Source organism: Mycobacterium sp. PS03-16, from assembly GCF_004570325.1.
Classification (GTDB): domain Bacteria; phylum Actinomycetota; class Actinomycetes; order Mycobacteriales; family Mycobacteriaceae; genus Mycobacterium.
In genome coordinates this window covers 157,541-175,586 of sequence record NZ_SPQO01000005.1, presented here as the reverse complement: position 1 = coordinate 175,586, position 18,046 = coordinate 157,541, and the positions used below count along the sequence as shown (strand labels likewise).

The 18,046-nt window shown below is 70.2% G+C and carries 18 protein-coding genes and 1 riboswitch; of the genes, 7 read left to right on the top strand and 11 right to left on the bottom strand.

Features of this window, described 5'->3' with window-relative positions; genetic code table 11:
- Nucleotide 1: 1 nt before the first annotated feature.
- Nucleotides 2–817 (top strand): type III pantothenate kinase, encoded by an 816-nt coding sequence (locus E4P42_RS06580; RefSeq protein ID WP_135124264.1) that lies wholly within the window; start codon nucleotides 2–4, stop codon nucleotides 815–817.
- Between the two features lie 2 nt (nucleotides 818–819).
- On the opposite strand, the gene E4P42_RS06575 is transcribed toward E4P42_RS06580, so the two are convergent.
- The gene (locus E4P42_RS06575) at nucleotides 820–2,070 is read right to left on the bottom strand and encodes an alanine racemase (protein ID WP_135124262.1); all 1,251 of its coding nucleotides are present in this window, start codon (nucleotides 2,068–2,070) and stop codon (nucleotides 820–822) included.
- A gap of 94 nt (nucleotides 2,071–2,164) precedes the next feature.
- Here E4P42_RS06575 and lysS point away from each other — a divergent pair, with 94 nt between their 5' ends.
- The 3 genes from lysS to clpC1 all read left to right on the top strand — a co-directional run bounded on the left by lysS (nucleotide 2,165) and on the right by clpC1 (nucleotide 7,006).
- Nucleotides 2,165–3,703, top strand: coding sequence for a lysine--tRNA ligase (gene lysS / locus E4P42_RS06570; protein WP_135124261.1), 1,539 nt, complete (start codon nucleotides 2,165–2,167; stop codon nucleotides 3,701–3,703).
- Nucleotides 3,704–3,817: 114 nt separating this feature from the next.
- Nucleotides 3,818–4,159, top strand: a complete 342-nt coding sequence (lsr2, locus tag E4P42_RS06565) for a histone-like nucleoid-structuring protein Lsr2 (RefSeq protein WP_135124259.1) — start codon at nucleotides 3,818–3,820, stop codon at nucleotides 4,157–4,159.
- Nucleotides 4,160–4,462: 303 nt separating this feature from the next.
- The gene (clpC1, locus tag E4P42_RS06560; protein ID WP_135124257.1) at nucleotides 4,463–7,006 is read left to right on the top strand and encodes an ATP-dependent protease ATP-binding subunit ClpC; all 2,544 of its coding nucleotides are present in this window, start codon (nucleotides 4,463–4,465) and stop codon (nucleotides 7,004–7,006) included.
- Nucleotides 7,007–7,067: 61 nt separating this feature from the next.
- Here clpC1 and E4P42_RS06555 read toward each other — a convergent pair whose 3' ends face one another.
- The 6 genes from E4P42_RS06555 to mhuD all read right to left on the bottom strand — a co-directional run bounded on the left by E4P42_RS06555 (nucleotide 7,068) and on the right by mhuD (nucleotide 11,640).
- Nucleotides 7,068–7,862, bottom strand: a complete 795-nt coding sequence (locus tag E4P42_RS06555; RefSeq protein ID WP_135124255.1) for an energy-coupling factor ABC transporter ATP-binding protein — start codon at nucleotides 7,860–7,862, stop codon at nucleotides 7,068–7,070.
- Nucleotides 7,852–8,598, bottom strand: a complete 747-nt coding sequence (locus E4P42_RS06550) for a CbiQ family ECF transporter T component (protein ID WP_135124253.1) — start codon at nucleotides 8,596–8,598, stop codon at nucleotides 7,852–7,854. Before E4P42_RS06550 ends, E4P42_RS06555 begins: the two co-directional genes overlap by 11 nt.
- A gap of 10 nt (nucleotides 8,599–8,608) precedes the next feature.
- Entirely contained in the window at nucleotides 8,609–8,995 is a 387-nt protein-coding gene (locus E4P42_RS06545) for an energy-coupling factor ABC transporter substrate-binding protein (RefSeq protein ID WP_245233908.1), read from the bottom strand.
- Nucleotides 8,992–9,711: an energy-coupling factor ABC transporter permease gene (locus E4P42_RS06540; RefSeq protein WP_135124251.1), complete on the bottom strand. Its 720-nt coding sequence runs from the start codon at nucleotides 9,709–9,711 to the stop codon at nucleotides 8,992–8,994. The genes E4P42_RS06545 and E4P42_RS06540 overlap by 4 nt, the downstream gene beginning before the upstream one ends.
- 38 nt (nucleotides 9,712–9,749) lie before the next feature.
- Nucleotides 9,750–9,975: riboswitch (cobalamin riboswitch) on the bottom strand.
- On the bottom strand, nucleotides 9,972–11,300 hold the full coding sequence (locus tag E4P42_RS06535; RefSeq protein WP_135124249.1) for a serine hydrolase: 1,329 nt from the start codon (nucleotides 11,298–11,300) through the stop codon (nucleotides 9,972–9,974). It overlaps the preceding riboswitch by 4 nt.
- 10 nt (nucleotides 11,301–11,310) lie before the next feature.
- Nucleotides 11,311–11,640 carry a mycobilin-forming heme oxygenase MhuD gene (mhuD, locus tag E4P42_RS06530; RefSeq protein ID WP_135124247.1) on the bottom strand — a complete coding sequence of 110 codons (330 nt, stop codon included), beginning with the start codon at nucleotides 11,638–11,640 and terminating at the stop codon, nucleotides 11,311–11,313.
- Nucleotides 11,641–11,679: 39 nt separating this feature from the next.
- Here mhuD and E4P42_RS06525 point away from each other — a divergent pair, with 39 nt between their 5' ends.
- A complete protein-coding gene (locus tag E4P42_RS06525; protein ID WP_135124244.1) occupies nucleotides 11,680–12,450 on the top strand; it encodes an alpha/beta fold hydrolase in 771 nt (256 codons plus the stop codon).
- Here the strand turns inward: E4P42_RS06525 and E4P42_RS06520 are convergent.
- The gene (locus tag E4P42_RS06520) at nucleotides 12,424–12,684 is read right to left on the bottom strand and encodes a hypothetical protein (protein ID WP_135124242.1); all 261 of its coding nucleotides are present in this window, start codon (nucleotides 12,682–12,684) and stop codon (nucleotides 12,424–12,426) included. The two genes, E4P42_RS06525 and E4P42_RS06520, sit on opposite strands and share 27 nt — an antisense overlap.
- Nucleotides 12,685–12,755: 71 nt before the next feature.
- On the opposite strand from E4P42_RS06520, the gene E4P42_RS06515 reads away from it, so the two are divergent.
- The gene (locus E4P42_RS06515; protein WP_135124240.1) at nucleotides 12,756–13,742 is read left to right on the top strand and encodes a GlxA family transcriptional regulator; all 987 of its coding nucleotides are present in this window, start codon (nucleotides 12,756–12,758) and stop codon (nucleotides 13,740–13,742) included.
- A gap of 9 nt (nucleotides 13,743–13,751) precedes the next feature.
- On the opposite strand, the gene E4P42_RS06510 is transcribed toward E4P42_RS06515, so the two are convergent.
- The 3 genes from E4P42_RS06510 to E4P42_RS06500 form a co-directional block, all read right to left on the bottom strand.
- On the bottom strand, nucleotides 13,752–14,435 hold the full coding sequence (locus E4P42_RS06510; RefSeq protein ID WP_135124238.1) for a class I SAM-dependent methyltransferase: 684 nt from the start codon (nucleotides 14,433–14,435) through the stop codon (nucleotides 13,752–13,754).
- 92 nt (nucleotides 14,436–14,527) lie between these two features.
- Entirely contained in the window at nucleotides 14,528–16,414 is a 1,887-nt protein-coding gene (locus E4P42_RS06505) for a bifunctional diguanylate cyclase/phosphodiesterase (protein ID WP_135124236.1), read from the bottom strand.
- A 61-nt stretch (nucleotides 16,415–16,475) separates the two neighbouring features.
- On the bottom strand, nucleotides 16,476–17,345 hold the full coding sequence (locus tag E4P42_RS06500) for an A/G-specific adenine glycosylase (RefSeq protein ID WP_135124234.1): 870 nt from the start codon (nucleotides 17,343–17,345) through the stop codon (nucleotides 16,476–16,478).
- 29 nt (nucleotides 17,346–17,374) lie between these two features.
- Between E4P42_RS06500 and E4P42_RS06495 the strand changes: the two genes are divergently transcribed.
- Nucleotides 17,375–17,995, top strand: a complete 621-nt coding sequence (locus E4P42_RS06495; RefSeq protein WP_135124232.1) for a carbonic anhydrase — start codon at nucleotides 17,375–17,377, stop codon at nucleotides 17,993–17,995.
- Nucleotides 17,996–18,046: the final 51 nt, after the last annotated feature.

Genomic DNA, 18,046 nt, shown 5'->3' with positions numbered 1-18,046 from the left:
CGTGCTGCTCGCGATCGACGTCCGTAACACCCACACCACCGTGGGGTTGATCTCCGGGTCAGGGGATCACGCGAAGGTGGTGCAGCAGTGGCGGATCCGCACCGAATCGGAAGCCACCGCCGACGAGTTGGCGCTCACCATCGACGGCCTGATCGGCGACGACGCCGAACGCCTCACCGGGGCGGCCGGCCTGTCCACGGTGCCGTCGGTGCTGCACGAGGTCCGGTTGATGCTCGAGCAGTACTGGCCGTCGGTGCCGCATGTGCTGATCGAACCGGGCGTGCGCACGGGGATCCCGCTGCTCGTCGACAACCCCAAGGAGGTCGGCGCGGACCGGATCGTCAACTGCCTGGCGGCCTATCAGCGCTACCGCGGCGCCGCCGTGGTCGTCGACTTCGGGTCCTCGATCTGCGTGGACGTGGTGTCGGCGAAGGGCGAGTTCCTCGGCGGCGCCATCGCCCCCGGCGTGCAGGTGTCCTCGGACGCGGCCGCCGCGCGGTCGGCGGCGTTGCGCCGGGTCGAGTTGACCAGCCCGCGCTCGGTGGTCGGCAAGAACACCGTCGAGTGCATGCAGGCCGGGGCCGTGTTCGGGTTCGCGGGGCTGGTCGACGGCCTGGTCAACCGCATCCGTTCCGACATCGACGGGTTCTCCGGGGACGACGTCACGGTGCTCGCGACCGGACACACCGCCCCGCTGGTGCTGCCGCATGTGCACACGGTGCAGCACTACGACCGCCACCTCACGCTCGACGGTCTGCGGCTGGTCTTCGAACGCAACCGCGACAACCAGCGCGGCCGGCTCAAACAGGCCCGCTGACGCTAGAAGAACGTGCGGACCAGCTCGACCACCCGATGATCGTCGTCGAGCACGGGGATCAGCTGCCACTTGTCGAACGTCGTGCAGGGGTGGGAGACGCCGAACCGCACCCAGTCGCCCACCTCCAGACCGCGGTCGGCGGGTCCGAGCCGGACGAATGCGTGCTGGTCGTGCAGGTGGCTGACCTCGCTGCCGGTCAACGACGTCGGGATCGGCGGCCCCTGGTCGAACGACACGTCGCGGCGGCCCATCGTCACCAGGGCCAGCTCGGGTTCGGGCCGCGACACCGTCCGGGCCCACACGCTCATCGCGGGCCGCAAGCCCGCATCGCCGGTGCGCGGCATCGGTGAGGTGCGGTGATAGAGCCCGTCATCGTGGGTGAGGTAGCACCCGCTGCGCAGCACGGTGCGCACGGTCATCCCCGACGGCCAGTCGCCGGTGAGCACGTCGGCGACCGCGTCGAAGTACGTGCTGCCGCCCGCGGTGACCATCACCTCGTCGGTCTCGAAGAGCGGGGCCAGCCGCACCACCGCCGCGCGCAGCCGCGTCAGATAGCCGGTGACCTCGGTGAGCGCGGCGGCGGTCACCTCATGGCCGCGGGCCGCCTCGTATCCCGCGACGCCGACCAGCCGCAGCCCGGGCGCGGCGGTGACCGCGCGGGCGACCGCGTCGGCGTCGGCGTCGGTGCGGCACCCGGTGCGCCCGCCGCCCATTCCGACCTCGACGCAGACGTCGAGCGGCCGGGCCGCGCCGTCCAGCGCGGCGGACATGGCCGCGACGCCCGCCACGGAGTCGGCCCAGCAGACCACCCGGAACGCCGGATCGGCCGCCAACTGGTCGCCGAGCCAGGACAGGCCGGCCGGGTCGACCACCTCGTTGGCCAGCACGATCTCGCGCACGCCGAAGGCGCGGAACACCCGCGCCTGCCCGACCGTGGCCGCGGTGACCGCGACCGCACCCGCGGCGAACTGGCGCGCCAGCAACTGCGGCGCCATGTGCGTCTTGCCGTGCGGCGCCAGCTCCACGCCGCGTGCGCGGCACCACCGGGCCATCGTCACCAGGTTGTGGGTGAGTGCCGAGGCGTTGAGCACGCACACCGGGCCCAGCGCGCCGGAGGCGAACAGGTCGGGCTGGCGGGCGCAGACGTCGGCGGCGGTGGCGCCCGACCACGCCGCGGGCAGCCCCTTGTACCGCCAGTCCAGTGGCTCGGACGACAGGGCGGCGACGGCGTCGTGATCGATCGGGCCGGGCATGGCTCCATTAAAGGCGCCGCGGGCCCCGGTCCGCGGGAGCGGCGTCGCCGCAGGTGGCAGGGGGCCATGGGAACCCGCACTAAGCTGGCACCCCGTGACACCAGCCGCCGGTGGCGATACCTCGCCCGAATCCGAGTCCAGCCATGACGCTGCCCTTCCCGAGCAGTTCCGCATCCGTCAGGCCAAACGCGAGCGGCTGCTGGAGGAGGGCCGCGACCCGTATCCCGTCGAGGTCGCCCGCACCCACACCCTGGCCGACCTGCGTGCCACCTTCGCCGACCTGCCGGTCGACACCCAGACCGGTGAGATCGTGGGCGTCGCGGGCCGGGTCGTGTTCGCCCGCAACTCCGGCAAGCTCTGCTTCGCCACCCTGCAGGAGGGGGACGGCACCCAGCTGCAGGCGATGATCAGCCTGGCCGAGGTGGGGCAGGAGTCGCTCGACGCGTGGAAAGCCGACGTCGATCTCGGAGACATCGTGTTCGTCCACGGCCAGGTCATCAGCTCGCGTCGCGGCGAGCTCTCTGTGCTCGCCGACTCCTGGCAAATCGCCTCCAAGGCGCTGCGACCGTTGCCGGTCGCGCACAAGGAGATGAGCGAGGAGGCGCGCGTCCGGCAGCGCTACGTCGACCTGATCGTGCGGCCGGAGGCGCGCACCATCGCGCGGCAGCGCGTCTCGGTCGTGCGCGCGGTGCGCAACGCCCTCGAACGGCGCGGATTCCTCGAACTCGAGACCCCCATGCTGCAGACCCTGGCCGGCGGTGCTGCCGCCCGGCCGTTCATCACCCACTCCAACGCGCTCGACGTGGACCTGTACCTGCGCATCGCGCCGGAACTGTTCCTCAAGCGGGCACTGGTCGGCGGATTCGAGAAGGTATTCGAGCTCAATCGCAACTTCCGCAACGAAGGCATTGATTCGACGCATTCCCCCGAATTCGCGATGCTCGAGACTTATCAGGCTTACGGCGACTACAACGATTCCGCGACGGTGACGCGGGAGCTCATTCAGGAGGTCGCCGACGAGGCGATCGGGACGCGCCAAGTGCCATTGCCGGATGGCACGGTTTACGACCTCGACGGCGAGTGGGACTCGCTCGAAATGTATCCGTCACTGTCGGCCGCGCTCGGCGAAGAGATCACACCCCAGACGCCCGCAGAAGAACTCTGGCGTATCGCCGAGCGCCTCGGTGCCGAGATTCCCCGCGACCGCGGCTACGGGCACGGGAAATTGGTCGAGGAACTGTGGGAGCACACCGTGGGGGACACATTGTGGGCGCCGACGTTCGTCCGCGACTTCCCGGTCGAGACCACCCCGCTCACCCGCTCGCACCGCAGCGTTCCCGGCGTCACCGAGAAGTGGGATCTCTACGTTCGTAAATTCGAGTTGGCGACCGGATACTCCGAACTCAGCGATCCGATAATCCAGCGGGAAAGGTTCGAGGCGCAGGCCCGCGCGGCGGCCGCGGGAGACGATGAGGCGATGGTCCTCGATGACGATTTCCTTACCGCTTTGGAGTACGGTATGCCGCCCGCCACGGGTACCGGAATGGGCGTCGACCGGTTGTTGATGGCCTTGACCGGCCTGTCAATTAGGGAGACAATTCTGTTCCCGATAGTTCGTCGACACGGCAACTGAACTCGGACTACCGGCGCGTCGTTGAATAGTTGCGCTTAATGTGGCACATTGGATGCGGGGATTCGAGTGCCGTAACTATCCACCAAGCGCAGGTAGAAGGGTCAGTGTGAACTGATGGCCAAGAAAGTCACCGTCACGTTGGTCGATGATTTCGACGGTGCGGGCACCGCCGACGAAACGGTCGAATTCGGGATCGACGGCGTGAGCTACGAGATCGATCTCTCATCCAAGAATGCCGCCAAGCTGCGTAACGACCTCAAGCAGTGGGTCGACGCCGGTCGCCGTGTCGGCGGCCGCAGGCGTGGCCGCGCCTCCGGTCCGGTCAAGGGCCGCGGCGCCATCGATCGCGAGCAGAGCGCCGCGATCCGCGACTGGGCCCGGCGCAACGGGCACAACGTGTCGACGCGGGGCCGGATCCCGGCCGACGTCATCGACGCCTTTCACGCCGCCACCTGAGACCGGTCGAAGCAGACGAAACGGGCAACGCGCATACGCGTTGCCCGTTTCGGCGTTTCAGTAGCGGCGATGGTTTGTCACCGGCCTTTTCGCTAGCGGCGAACCGCGCTGAGCGGCCGGGCGGAAACGAATCCTCTGAGTGCGGCGTTGAGATGGACAGCACCGGGAGCGGCGGTAGGGGCCGCCGACCACGGCACCCGGTGCCGCCGCCCGATAGAGTGGACGGCAGGTGCGGTGCATGTCGGTGGCCCCGGCTTCCGAAGTGTCTGTACCACCTATGCGATGGAGAGCAGGTAACCACCGATGTTCGAACGTTTCACCGACCGTGCCCGCAGGGTCGTCGTCCTGGCTCAGGAAGAAGCCCGGATGCTCAACCACAACTACATCGGCACCGAGCACATCCTCCTCGGCCTCATCCACGAGGGCGAAGGCGTAGCGGCCAAGTCGCTGGAGTCGCTGGGTATCTCGCTGGAAGGCGTGCGCAGCCAGGTCGAGGAGATCATCGGCCAGGGCCAGCAGGCGCCGTCGGGTCACATCCCGTTCACCCCGCGCGCCAAGAAGGTCCTCGAGCTGTCCCTGCGTGAGGCGCTGCAGCTCGGCCACAACTACATCGGAACCGAGCACATCCTGCTCGGCCTGATCCGCGAGGGCGAGGGCGTCGCCGCGCAGGTGCTGGTCAAGCTCGGCGCCGAACTGACGCGAGTGCGCCAGCAGGTCATCCAGCTGCTGTCCGGCTACCAGGGCAAGGAGGCCGCGGAGGCCGGTACCGGTGGCCGTGGCGGCGAGTCCGGCAACCCGTCCACCTCGCTGGTGCTCGACCAGTTCGGCCGCAACCTGACCGCCGCGGCGATGGAGGGCAAGCTCGACCCGGTCATCGGCCGTGAGAAGGAAATCGAGCGGGTCATGCAGGTGCTGAGCCGCCGCACCAAGAACAACCCGGTGCTGATCGGCGAGCCCGGTGTCGGCAAGACCGCCGTCGTCGAGGGCCTCGCGCAGGCGATCGTGCACGGTGAGGTCCCCGAGACCCTCAAGGACAAGCAGCTCTACACCCTGGACCTCGGCTCGCTGGTCGCCGGCAGCCGCTACCGCGGTGACTTCGAGGAGCGCCTGAAGAAGGTGCTCAAGGAGATCAACACCCGCGGCGACATCATCCTGTTCATCGACGAGTTGCACACGCTCGTCGGTGCCGGTGCCGCCGAGGGCGCGATCGACGCCGCCAGCATCCTCAAGCCGAAGCTGGCCCGCGGTGAGCTGCAGACCATCGGCGCCACCACCCTCGACGAGTACCGCAAGTACATCGAGAAGGACGCCGCGCTGGAGCGCCGCTTCCAGCCCGTGCAGGTGGGCGAGCCGACCGTCGAGCACACCATCGAGATCCTCAAGGGTCTGCGCGACCGGTACGAGGCGCACCACCGCGTCTCGATCACCGATTCCGCGATGGTGGCCGCCGCGACGCTGGCCGACCGCTACATCAACGACCGGTTCCTGCCGGACAAGGCGATCGACCTGATCGACGAGGCCGGCGCCCGGATGCGCATCCGCCGGATGACCGCTCCGCCAGACCTGCGCGAATTCGACGAGAAGATCGCCGACGCCCGCCGGGAGAAGGAGTCCGCGATCGACGCGCAGGACTTCGAGAAGGCCGCGAACCTGCGCGACCGCGAGAAGCAGCTGGTCGCCCAGCGTGCCGAGCGGGAGAAGCAGTGGCGTTCGGGCGATCTCGACGTGGTCGCCGAGGTCGACGACGAGCAGATCGCCGAGGTCCTGGGCAACTGGACCGGGATCCCGGTCTTCAAGCTCACCGAGGAGGAGACCACGCGTCTGCTCCGCATGGAGGACGAGCTGCACAAGCGGATCATCGGCCAGGAAGACGCGGTGCGCGCGGTCTCGAAAGCCATCCGCCGCACCCGCGCCGGCCTGAAGGACCCCAAGCGCCCGTCGGGCTCGTTCATCTTCGCCGGCCCGTCCGGTGTCGGTAAGACCGAGCTGTCCAAGGCGCTGGCCAACTTCCTGTTCGGCGACGACGACGCGCTCATCCAGATCGACATGGGCGAGTTCCACGACCGCTTCACCGCATCGCGGCTGTTCGGTGCCCCTCCGGGCTACGTCGGCTACGAAGAGGGCGGCCAGCTCACCGAGAAGGTGCGCCGCAAGCCGTTCTCGGTGGTGCTGTTCGACGAGATCGAGAAGGCCCACCAGGAGATCTACAACAGCCTCCTGCAGGTCCTCGAGGACGGCCGCCTCACCGACGGTCAGGGTCGCACGGTCGACTTCAAGAACACCGTGCTGATCTTCACCTCGAACCTCGGCACCAGCGACATCAGCAAGGCCGTTGGTCTCGGCTTCTCCTCCGGGGGCGGCGAGAACAACTACGAGCGGATGAAGCAGAAGGTCAACGACGAGCTCAAGAAGCACTTCCGGCCGGAGTTCCTCAACCGCATCGACGACATCATCGTGTTCCACCAGCTGACGCAGGACGAGATCATCAAGATGGTCGACCTGATGATCGGCCGCGTCGGCAACCAGCTCAAGGCCAAGGACATGGCCATGGAGCTGACCGACAACGCCAAGGCGCTGCTGGCCAAGCGCGGCTTCGATCCGGTGCTCGGTGCCCGCCCGCTGCGGCGCACCATCCAGCGCGAGATCGAGGATCAGCTGTCGGAGAAGATCCTGTTCGAAGAGGTCGGTCCGGGTCAGCTCGTCACGGTCGACGTCGAGGGCTGGGACGGCACCGGCACCGGCGAGGACGCCCGGTTCACCTTCTCCGGTGGGCCGAAGCGCACCGAGCCGGCCGAACCCGACCTGGCACAGGCCGGCGCCGCCGGCGCGCCCAGCGCGGCCGAGTAACCCCGTCACACGCAGAGGCGGTCACCCCCGGGTGGCCGCCTCTGTGCTGTCTGTGGGGAGCTCACAGCTCGCCGGGGCGCAGCACGGTGCGGTTCAGCAGACGCGACACCGCGGCACCCCACGGGACGGCGAGCCGGGCGCCGGCCAGCAGTTCATCGTCGGCCAGCAGCTCGTGGGTGGGTCCGCGGCGGATGCTGCGCCCGCCGAGCACGAGGCACTCCCGCGACCAGGTCCACGCCACGTCGACGTCGTGGGTGGCGAGCACCACCGCGGTGCCCGCGTCGGACAGCGCGGTGAGCGTGGTGAGCAGGTCCTCGACCGCGCGCGGGTCCAGGCCCGCCGTGGCCTCGTCGAGCAGCAGCACGCGCGGGCGCATGGCCACGGCGCCGGCGATCGACACCCGCTTGCGCTGCCCGAACGACAGCAGGTTGGGCGGCCGGTCGGCGAGGTCGGCGATCCCCAGCGCGGCCATCGCCTCGTCGACACGGGCCACCACTTCGGTCCGGTCCAGGCCGAGGTTCACCGGCCCGAACGACACGTCCGCGCGCACCGTCGCGCCGACGATCTGGTCGTCGGGCTCCTGCAACACCATCTGCACCTGGGAGCGCAACCGGGTGCGGTCGGCCCGCGTGCCGCGCAGCGCGGTCCCGCCGAGCAGCAGCCGTCCCGTGGTCGGTGTGGTGAGACCGACGAGGATCCGCAGCAGCGTCGTCTTCCCCGAGCCGTTGGCACCGAGCAGCGCGATGCGCTGACCCGCCCGCAGCGCCAGGTCCACCCGGTCGAGAACCTCCGGTCCGCGGGGATAGGCGAAGCCGACGTCCTCCAGCGCGAGAACCGCGGCACCGTCACCCGGCATGCCAGCTCCTCCACGTCAGGATCGACACCGCCGAGATCGCGGCGAGCAGCGCGGCGGTGACGGCCAGCCGGGCCGGGCGGACGGGCCGGTCAGCGGTGAGCACCGCGGTCATTCCCGGTTCCGCGCGCATCGACATCGCCTCCGACATGGCGCGGGCGCGGTCGGTCGCGCGGACGAAGACCAGCGCGGACTGGGCGCCGATCACCGTGATCGCATCGCGCGGGCGGCGCATTCCCAGCCGCAGCCCGACCGCTTCGCGCGACGCGCGGGCGGACTGCACGAGGATGCCGACCAGCCGGTACGTCAGGTCGGCGACGTGGCAGAGCGGGGCGGGCACCCCGGCCCGGCGGGCCAGGTCGAGCAGATCGGCCATCAGCGTCGTCGACGCCAGCCCGATCGTGGCCGCCGAGGCGGCGATCGCCCGGAGCGCGGTGTCCACGGCGACGCCGACACCGCCGGGCTCGAGGTGCGGGCCGCCGCGCAGGCTCACCGCGATCGGCAGCGCGCCCAGCGCGATGAACACCGCCGGGCCGAGCAGCGCGAGCAGGAACAGGCGCGGCCGCACCCGGGCGAACGCGAGCGTCACCACCCCGACCGCCGCGAGCACCAGCGGCGCCCCCGTGCGCGGCGGCAGCACCATCGCGCACAGCAGCAGGCCCCCGTAGAGCCAGAGCTTCTCGGCGGCGGGGTCGGTCGACCAGCGGTTGCGGGCCGCGCTGAGTTCCAGTGGGTTCACTGCGAAAGACTCAGTTCGAGCCGCGATCCTCCTCGGCGGCCGTCGCCGGCCCGGCCGGGGCGAGCGCCTCCTGGCGGCCCCGCCTGCGGCCCGCGTACCACCCGACGGCGCCGCCGAGGACGATGCCGCCGAGACCGGCCTGGATCGCGAACAGCCCGGACTCGACCTCGCCCGGCAGCTCGCCGACCAGCGGGGAGAACCACGGCTCGTACCCCGCGTCGATCTCGGTGATCACCTCTTCGGCCTGGCCGTCGGCGCCGCCGAACTCGGCGCCGGCGTCACGGGAGTAGCCGTAGAGCAGGGATCCGACGGCGATCGCGGCGGCCAGCACGAGCAGCCCGATCGTCAGCATGAGGGTCGGGACGCCGCCCGAGGCTTTGCGCACTCGCGCGCTCACGACTGGACCTCCTCGCGCTCGCCGCTGCGGTGGTCGGCGCCGGCCGGTACGTCGCGGCCCGTGAGGAAGCCGAGGTTGCACAGTTCGGACGAGGCCACCTGCATGAGCACGCGGACGATGACGACGGTGATCAGGCCCTCGACGATCGCGAGTGGCACCTGGGTGAGCGCGAAGACGCCCATGAACTCGGCGAGGCTCTCGCCGAAACCGCCGTCGGCCGCCGGAAAGGCCAGCGCCAGCTGGACACTCGTGACGACGTAGGTGACGAGGTCGGCGACGAAGGCCAGCGCGAACACCGCGGGCAGCACGCCGAGCCCGGCCTTGCGCAGCGCGAAGAACACCGCGAAGCCGGCCCACGGCCCCGCGATCGCCATCGAGAACGCATTGGCGCCGAGGGTGGTGATGCCGCCGTGGGCGAGCAACAGCGCCTGGAACAGCAGCACGATGGTCCCCAGGAACGCCATGACCGGCGGTTTGAAGATCGCGGTGCCCAACCCGGTGCCGGTCGGGTGCGAACTCGACCCCGTCACCGACGGAAGTTTGATCGCCGACATGACGAACGAGAACGCGCCGGCCGCGGCCAGCAGCGGCCCCGAGGACGGATGGCGTTTGACGGTGACGGCGACCTGTCTGGCCCCGTGGATCACGAACGGCGCTGCCGCGACGGTCCAGGCGACCGCGTGCGCCGGGGGGAGGAATCCCTCTGCGATGTGCATGTTGTCGGCGTATGCCTTTCCGCCCAGCACCTCGTGGGCATCGTTGTCGGTGCTGCGGCCGGTCTCCTGGCTCACGGGTTCTGCCGGATCCACCCGTCAGGGTGGTCCGGTACGGCGGCGTCCGCCTTCCCACTCACGCGGGGCGCGAGCAGTGGCACGTCGGACGCCGACTTCCCGTTCACAGTGGCGAGGGCCACCCCGGATTCCCACCGGGTTCCCGTTCACCGCAGCAGGTGGAGCGTAACCCCTCCCGCGACGGTCTAGTGGTCGACCGGGACCATCGCGAACGTCTGGTGGATGATCGACAGCAGCCAGGCGGCCGCCGTCCGGCTCTTGAACCGCTCCCAGTTGAGCTGGAAGCTGACCACCCAGGGCTGCCCGGTGTGGTCGGTGGCGTACCAGCTGAAGGTCAGATCACCCGGCAGGTTGCCGCCCTTGGCGGCGATGTAGGGCCATTTGCCGCGGTCGAGGTCGACGCCGGGGATGGCCGAGAGGATGTCCTTGACCGGGGCGGCCTCGCCGACGGCGGCGGCCTGCAGGGCGGCGTGCACCCGGCAGATGTCGGCGGCGCTGCCGTACCACTCGGCGCCGTACCCCGAGGCCGGGGTGTGGGTGCGGGTCGGGTCGGGTTCGTAGGGGCGGGAGTTGGTCTGCCGCAGCAACGCAGCGCGCCCATCGGCGTCGGCGTGCCGCCACTGCTCGCGCAGGTCGGGTTCACCCCAGCCGACCGAGAACAGCTCGTGCATGGTGGGGAACGGCGTCATGCTGGCCGGGTCGTGGTGGCCGGCGGCGACCAGCGCCCGTTCCACCGCCTGCGGCCCGATTCGCTCGATCAGCAGATCGGTGGCCATGTTGTCGCTCGCCGAGATCATCTGCTGGGCGGCCGCCCGCACGGAGACGGTGGCGCCGGGCGGCAGCTCGTCGAGTCCGGCGGTGCCGACGGCCTTGGCCCGCGGGGTGACGGTGAGCTGATCGTCCCAGCGGACGCTGCCGTCCTTGACGGCCTCGGCCACGGCGAGCAGGACGTAGAGCTTGAAGATCGACGCCAGCGGCAGCGACTGCTCGGTGTTGGTGCCGGCCACCTGCTGGCAGCGGCCGCCGTTGACCTTGGACACCCGGTAGGAGTAGCGCGCCCCCGACTCGGTGAGCGCGGCGTCGATGTCCGCCCAGCTGCGGATCACCGGTGGTCGCAGGGTGACGTCGAAGCGGTCGACCAGGCCTGCGTCGTCGGTGCGCAGCTCGATGTCCTGGTCGGCGCCGTAGGACGTCTCGACGTGCAGGGTGGCGTTGCCCGCGCCGATGTTCACGCCGGTGACCGTGATCGGCCGGTCCCACCACAGGTTGCCCATCGCGTCGATGATGTGGTCGACCTGTTCTGGGACGGCCATCGTGCCGACGTTGATGTCGCCGATCGGCCAGTCCGAGTTGACCATGTCCATGGTCTGTTTCGCGCGCAGACCCTGCGGTGTGGAGGTCCCGATGTGCGCGCCGTAGGCGGCATCCGCAGGGGCTGTGGCGTCGTGTGTGCATCCGCAGGCCAGGGCGGCGACGAGGGCGGTCGCCACCGCGACCGTCGCCCGTCGTCTCACCCGGCCCGCGTCACGCCTTACTGCTCGACCCCGCAACGTCGAGCACAACCTCGAATTCCAGGAGCGACGCACCGGTGGCCACCGGGTTGGCGGCCTGCCCCTTGTGCGCCTCGATCGCCGGTCCGGTGGCCCAGGCCTGGAAGGCCTCCTCGGACTCCCACTGGGTCACCACGAAGTAGCGGTCCTCACCCTTGACCGGCCGCAGCAGCTGGAAGCCGAGGAACCCGGGCTGGCTGTCCACGGCGTGGGCGCGGTGCGCGAACCGCTTCTCCAGCTCCGGGCCGGCATCCGGCGGGACCTCGATTGCGTTGATCTTCACCACAGGGTTCTGGCTGGGCATGGGGCTCAGATTACCGGTAGCGGACGGCAAGATGAGCACATGGATCACGCTGCGCTGACCCACCGCGGCGGTACCGGCGTACCGCTGGTCCTGGTGCACGGGCTGATGGGCCGCGGCTCCACCTGGGGGCGTCAGGTGCCGTGGCTGACCGGGCTCGGTGCGGTGTTCACCTACGACGCGCCCTGGCACCGCGGCCGCGACGTCGTCGAGCCGCACCCGGTCGGCACCGACCACTTCGTCGCCGAACTCGGCGCGGCGGTGGCGGCGCTGTCGCGGCCGGCCGTGCTGATCGGCCACTCCATGGGTGGGCTGCATGCCTGGTGCCTGGCGGCGGACCGGCCGGATCTGGTCACCGCGCTGGTCGTCGAGGACATGGCACCGGACTTCCGCGGCCGCACCACCGGCCCGTGGGAGCCGTGGCTGCATGCGCTGCCCGTCGAGTTCACCAGCCCCGAGCAGGTGTTTGCGGAGTTCGGCCCGGTGGCGGGACGCTACTTCCTGGAGGCGTTCGACCGCACGCCGACCGGGTGGCGGCTGCACGGCCGGCGCAGGCAGTGGATCGACATCGCCGCCGAGTGGGGGCGGCGAGACTATTGGAGCCAGTGGGAGCAGGTGCGTGCGCCCGTGCTGCTGCTGGAGGCCGGGAACTCGGTGACCCCGCCGGGGCAGATGCGGCGCATGGCGGAGACCGGGCGCCGGGCGACGTACCTGTACGTGCCCGGTGCCGGTCACCTCATCCACGACGAGCAACCGCAGGTGTACCGGACGGCGGTCGAGGCATACCTAGCGCCGTTCGCCGACCGCACCTGAGGACGGCCACACCGGGTGCTCCTCGAAGCGGCTGCGCACCGCCTCGAGGTCGTGCTGGGCGCGGGAGAAGTCCCGGTCTTCCTGACCGTCGGACAGCCGGCCGCGCATCGGCGCGAAGACGCGGAACTGGTCGAGGTGCAGGCGGAGGATCCCGTTGCGGTGAGCCACCCAGGCCAGGGCGGCGGTGAGCGCGAACGGGGCGGTCACGGCGAGGGCGATCAGTGCAGTGGTCATGGCAGTTATTTTTCGACGAGGGAATTCCAGCCAACAGTGGCAGCACTGACAGGTTGCGCTAATATGCTGCCATGGCGTTGAAAAGCGTATCGGCAATGATGATGGACGGGCTAGCGGTTTTCGAGTTCGGCGTCATCTGCGAGGTGTTCGGAATCGACCGGTCCACCGACGGCGTGCCGAACTTCGACTTCAAGGTCTGCGGACCGGTGGCCGGAAAATCCGTGCAGACGACGGTCGGCGCCTTGATCACGCCCAGTTGCGATTTCGCCGAACTGGTGCATGCCGACCTGGTCGCGGTGCCCGCGATCAGCGCAGGCGCGAACGGCTATCCGGCCGAGGCGCTCGACGCGCTGCGCACCGCCGCGGCCAACGGCGCGATCATCCTGTCGGTCTGTTCGGGCGCCTTCGTCCTGGGCGCGGCCGGCCTGCTCGACGGCCGGCCCTGCACCACCCACTGGATGCACGCCGAGGAACTGGCCCGGATGTACCCCACCGCCCGGGTGGACCGCAACGTCCTGTTCGTCGACGACGGCAACCTGATCACCAGCGCGGGGACCGCGGCGGGCATCGACGCCTGCCTGCACCTGGTGCGGCGCGAACTCGGCAGCGAGGTCACGAACACGATCGCGCGGCGCATGGTCGTGCCGCCGCAGCGCGACGGCGGCCAGCGCCAGTACATCGAGCAGCCCATCCCGGTGCGGTGTTCGGAACGGTTCGCCCCGCAGTTGGACTGGATCATGGCCAACCTCGAGAAACCGCACACCGTCACCACGCTGGCCCGGCGCGCCAACATGTCCGCGCGCACGTTCGCCCGCCGCTTCGTCGAGGAGACCGGCACCACGCCCATGCAGTGGGTGACCGACCAGCGGGTGCTCTACGCGCGTCGCATGCTCGAGGAGAGCGATCTGGACATCGACCGCATCGCCGAGCGGTCCGGCTTCGGCACCGCCACGCTGCTGCGCCACCACTTCCGGCGCGTCATCGGCGTGACGCCCTCGGACTACCGCCGGCGGTTCTGCTGCACCGACACCGAGGCCGCCGCCTCCCAGCCTGCCTGAACCGCCGGACTACTCGGCGGGGCGCCGCCCGGCGATCATGACCAGCGGCGAGTCGGGGATGCGGCGCACGTCGACCTCGTCGAGGTGGACGGATGCAGCCAGCGCCCGGGCGTCGTCGAGGTCGATCGACCGACCGGCGATCCAGGTGCGGAACAGCGCGAGGTTCGGGCCGTCGAGGAAGCGTGGCATCTTGTAGTGCGAGATGAAGTCCTTGGCGTCGTCGAACGTGGCGCTGCGGTCGGCGTCGGTGACCAGCAGCGGACCGCCCGGTTTGAGCACGCGGACGCACTCGGCCATGCCCTTCTCCTGTGACGTCCAGTGCTTGACCGAGCCGTAGCTGATGACCCCGTCGAAGCTTCGGTCCGGGAAGTCCAGGGCGGTGGCGTCGCCCCTCTGGAAGGTGACGCGGTCGGCGTAGGCGCGCATCCGCTTCCGGGCCCGCTTGAGTTGTGGCTCGGCCAGATCGACACCGACGATCGTCAGATCCGGGCGCTGATCGGCCAGGTAGTTGGTGAACAGGCCGCCGCCCGCGCCGACGTCGAGGATGCGGGCGCCCTGGGGCAGGTGCGACAGGAATGTGGAGTCGATGATCTGGCGCGACCGGTACACCGACGGCGCGACGATGGTCTCGTACATCCAGGCGTGCCCCGCGGTGTACGTCGCGGTGATGTGGTTGAACGGTGCCACTGCCACGGTGTCGGTCCTCCTGCGTCGGGCCCGGCCTCCGGCCGAAGACAAGGTCAACTCGTCTTACTCGATGCCGGCACGGATGTCGAGTGCTGCGTTCAGCGCGACGCCCGATGCCCGTTGTCCGCGGGGCCGGTGCCGTCCGGGTGCAGCGCGTCGACCGGGATCTCGCCCTGGCGGAAGAGCGCCTCCATCGCCGCGGCGTCGACCGGACGCGACAGCATGAAACCCTGGGCGCGCGGGCAGCCGAGGTCGAGCAGCGTCCTGGCCGCGGCGACGGTCTCGACGCCCTCGGCCACCACCTCGAGTTCGAACGCGTCCGCCAGCGCGAGGATGGCCCGCACGATCGCGAGGTCGCCGGCGTTGTGGCCGAGCTCCCGGACGAACCCGCGGTCGATCTTCACCGTGTCGACCGGTAGCGACTTGAGGTGGGTGAGCACGCTGTAGCCGGTGCCGAAGTCGTCGATGGCGATCCGCACACCGACCTCCTTGAGCGCGGCCAGTGTGTGCCGGGTCGACTCGATGTCTTGCACCACAACGCTTTCGGTGATTTCCAGGCACACCGAGCGCCCGTCGAGCCCGAACTCGTCGAGCGTGCCGGCCACGATGGCCGCGAACCCGTCGGAGACCAGTTGCACGGGAGAGACGTTGATGCGCAGCAGCGCGGTGTCGATCGCCCGCCGCGACTTCCACTGGGCGAAGTCCGCGCACGCTGAGCGCATCACCAGCCGGCCCAGTTTCCCCGCGAGGTTGATGGACTCGGCGACGCCGATGAACGATTCGGGCAGCAGCAGCCCGCGGGTCGGGTGGCGCCACCGGATCAGCGCCTCGGCGCCGAGCACCTGCCCGGTCCGCATGTCGACTTCGGGCAGGTAGTGCAGGACCAACGCACCGCTGGCCTCGTCGATCACACCTTCGAGGTGCAGCTCGATGTCGTTGCGGACCGCGTGCTGAGAGGCCATCTCGGTGGTGAACACCGCGGTCTTGCTGCCACCGGAACTCTTGGCCGACAGGGCGGCCTGATCGGCGTGGCGCAGCAGATCCGTCGTGGTGTCGTGGCCGGGATCTCCGACGGCGACGCCGATGCTCACGGTGCGGGCCAGCGTCTCGCCGTCGATGACGACCCGACGCTGCAGGAAGTCCTGTAGCCGGCGGGCGAAACCCTCGACCGCGGCGGCGTCCATGGGTTCGTCGGGCACCACCACGAATTCGTCACCGCCCACCCGCGCGATCACCGCGGGCGCGTCGGTCCCGGCCTTGAGGCGTTCGGCGAACACCTGGATGAACTGGTCACCGGCGTTGTGCCCGAGGTAGTCGTTGACCGTCTTGAGCCGGTCGAGATCCAGGAACAACACGGCCACCGGACCCGGCTGCCCGCCGGCGAGCCGGGCGTCGAGATGGGCGATCAGCGCTCGTCGGTTGAGCAGCCCCGACAGGTCGTCGTGTTCGGCGAGATAGTGCAGTTGCTCCTCGGCCGCGATGCGCGCCTGCAACTGGGCGAACAGGGTGGCGATCGTCTGCAGCGCGTTGAGTTCCTCGTCGGTCCATTCGCGGTCGCCGGTCTTGATGAATCCGAGGATGCCCGAGGTGATCTCGCCGGACAGCAGCGGCACGCACGCCATCGACACCGCGGGCACCCCGGTGCCCTCCTCGATCCGGCGCTGGTAGTCGTCGTTGGCCGGTTCGGGCCGCAGGATCAGCGGCGTCTTCAGGTACTCCGCCATCCGGAACACCGGATCGGCGTCGGCGAAGTAGATGACGCCGATCGGGTCGGGGTCCGGGATCGTGTCGCGTATCGGCCACTCGGCGACCAGCGTGGTGGCATGGATGGTGTGGTCGTTGTGGCGCAGGAAGCTGAAGTCGACTCCCAGATGGGCGACGACGTCGGCCAGGACCCGGGTGCAGCTGGCGACCACGTTCGTGGCGGTCGCGGCCATCAACTCGGCCGCGGCCGCGGTGACGACCTGATCCAGGCTGCGGGTCATGGGTCAACGTTAGACGGCAGTCGTTTCCTGTGGGACGGCAACATATCCGGCAAACTGCTGGTCAGCCCGCACCCTCGCCGGCCAGCGCGAACCGGCCGTCGGCGGTCTGCTCGACCAGCCCGTCGACCAGCAGCGAGTCCAGCGCCCGGTCGCGTTGCGCGGGGTCGGTCAGCCACACCACGTCCAGCTCGGCGCGGCTGACCGGAGCCGCACTGCCGCGCAAGACGTCCAGCAACCGGCCGCGGACCTGACGATCGGTCCCGGCGTAGCGCTGCGCCCGGCGCGCGGGCGTCGTCGCCGCCGGGTAGCCCAGCGTGCGCCAGGCGCACGCCCGCAGCGGGCACAGTCCGCAGCGCGGTGCGCGGGCCGTGCACACCGTGGCGCCCAGCTCCATCAGGGCAATCGAGAACTTCGGCGCGGCAATGTCTTCGGGGAGCAGGGCCGCGACATCGGCGAGGTCGCGGACGCTGGCCGGGCTGTCCGCGCGGCCGTGCACGGCGCGCGCAATCACCCGGCGCACGTTGGTGTCGACCACCGGGACCCGCTGCCGGTAGGCGAAGCACGCCACCGCCCGCGCGGTGTAGGCGCCGACGCCCGGCAACGTGAGCAGCACGTCCACTTCCGACGGCACCTGGTCGCCGTGCTCGGCGGCGATCACGGTCGCGCACTCGTGCAGCCGCTTGGCCCGGCGCGGGTAGCCGAGCTTGCCCCAGGCCCGCAGCACGTCGGCCGCGCTCGCCGCGGCGGTCGCCGATGGGGTGGGCCAGCGGGCAATCCACGCCAGCCACACCGGCTCGACCCGGGCCACCGGAGTCTGCTGCAGCATGAACTCGCTGACCAGGATCTGCCAGGGCGTCACGCCCGGCCGACGCCACGGCAGATCGCGCTGCGCGTGGTCGTACCACTCACTTAACTCGCCCGGGTCGATCATCGCTCAACCGCTCGGGCACAATATGCGGCATGCCGAATACCAGCCCGGTGACCGCGTGGAAGGCACTCAAGGAGGGTAACGAGCGCTTCGTCGCCGGCCGACCCGAGCACCCCAGCCAGAGCATCGAACACCGCGCCGGCCTCGCCGAGGGCCAGCACCCGACCGCGGTGGTGTTCGGGTGCGCCGACAGCCGCGTCGCCGCGGAGATCATCTTCGACCAGGGCCTCGGCGACATGTTCGTGGTCCGCACCGCCGGCCACGTCATCGACTCGGCGGTGCTGGGCTCCATCGAGTTCGCGGTCACGGTGCTCGACGTGCCGCTGGTGGTGGTGCTCGGCCACGACAGCTGCGGTGCGGTCAAGGCGACGCTGTCCGCGATCGACGACGGCGTGGTGCCCGGCGGGTACGTGCGTGACGTGGTCGAGCGAGTGACGCCGTCGATTCTGCGCGGCCGCCGCGAGGGCCTGACCCGGGTCGACGAATTCGAGGCCCGCCACGTCAGTGAGACCGCCGTGCAGCTGCAGGAGCGCTCGACCGCGATCGCCGAGCGCATCAACTCGGGCGCGCTGGCCATCGCCGGGGTGACGTATCACCTGGCCGACGGGCAGATCGCGCTGCGCGACCATCTCGGGGACATCGGCGAAGCCTGAGCGCGACACGCCGAGTCACCTCGAACGATCGGGCCTGACCTGGCTTTACCG

Excerpts from the sequence above, each read along its gene's own strand:
- E4P42_RS06495 (WP_135124232.1), top strand. The coding sequence starts at position 17,375 with ATGCCGAATACCAGCCCGGTGACCGCGTGGAAGGCACTCAAGGAGGGT.
- E4P42_RS06575 (WP_135124262.1), bottom strand. The coding sequence starts at position 2,070 with ATGCCCGGCCCGATCGATCACGACGCCGTCGCCGCCCTGTCGTCCGAG.
- E4P42_RS06540 (WP_135124251.1), bottom strand. The coding sequence starts at position 9,711 with ATGCACATCGCAGAGGGATTCCTCCCCCCGGCGCACGCGGTCGCCTGG.
- E4P42_RS06515 (WP_135124240.1), top strand. The coding sequence starts at position 12,756 with ATGGCGTTGAAAAGCGTATCGGCAATGATGATGGACGGGCTAGCGGTT.
- E4P42_RS06555 (WP_135124255.1), bottom strand. The coding sequence starts at position 7,862 with ATGCCGGGTGACGGTGCCGCGGTTCTCGCGCTGGAGGACGTCGGCTTC.
- lsr2 (WP_135124259.1), top strand. The coding sequence starts at position 3,818 with ATGGCCAAGAAAGTCACCGTCACGTTGGTCGATGATTTCGACGGTGCG.
- E4P42_RS06500 (WP_135124234.1), bottom strand. The coding sequence starts at position 17,345 with ATGATCGACCCGGGCGAGTTAAGTGAGTGGTACGACCACGCGCAGCGC.
- clpC1 (WP_135124257.1), top strand. The coding sequence starts at position 4,463 with ATGTTCGAACGTTTCACCGACCGTGCCCGCAGGGTCGTCGTCCTGGCT.
- mhuD (WP_135124247.1), bottom strand. The coding sequence starts at position 11,640 with ATGCCCAGCCAGAACCCTGTGGTGAAGATCAACGCAATCGAGGTCCCG.
- E4P42_RS06505 (WP_135124236.1), bottom strand. The coding sequence starts at position 16,414 with ATGACCCGCAGCCTGGATCAGGTCGTCACCGCGGCCGCGGCCGAGTTG.
- E4P42_RS06525 (WP_135124244.1), top strand. The coding sequence starts at position 11,680 with ATGGATCACGCTGCGCTGACCCACCGCGGCGGTACCGGCGTACCGCTG.
- E4P42_RS06520 (WP_135124242.1), bottom strand. The coding sequence starts at position 12,684 with ATGACCACTGCACTGATCGCCCTCGCCGTGACCGCCCCGTTCGCGCTC.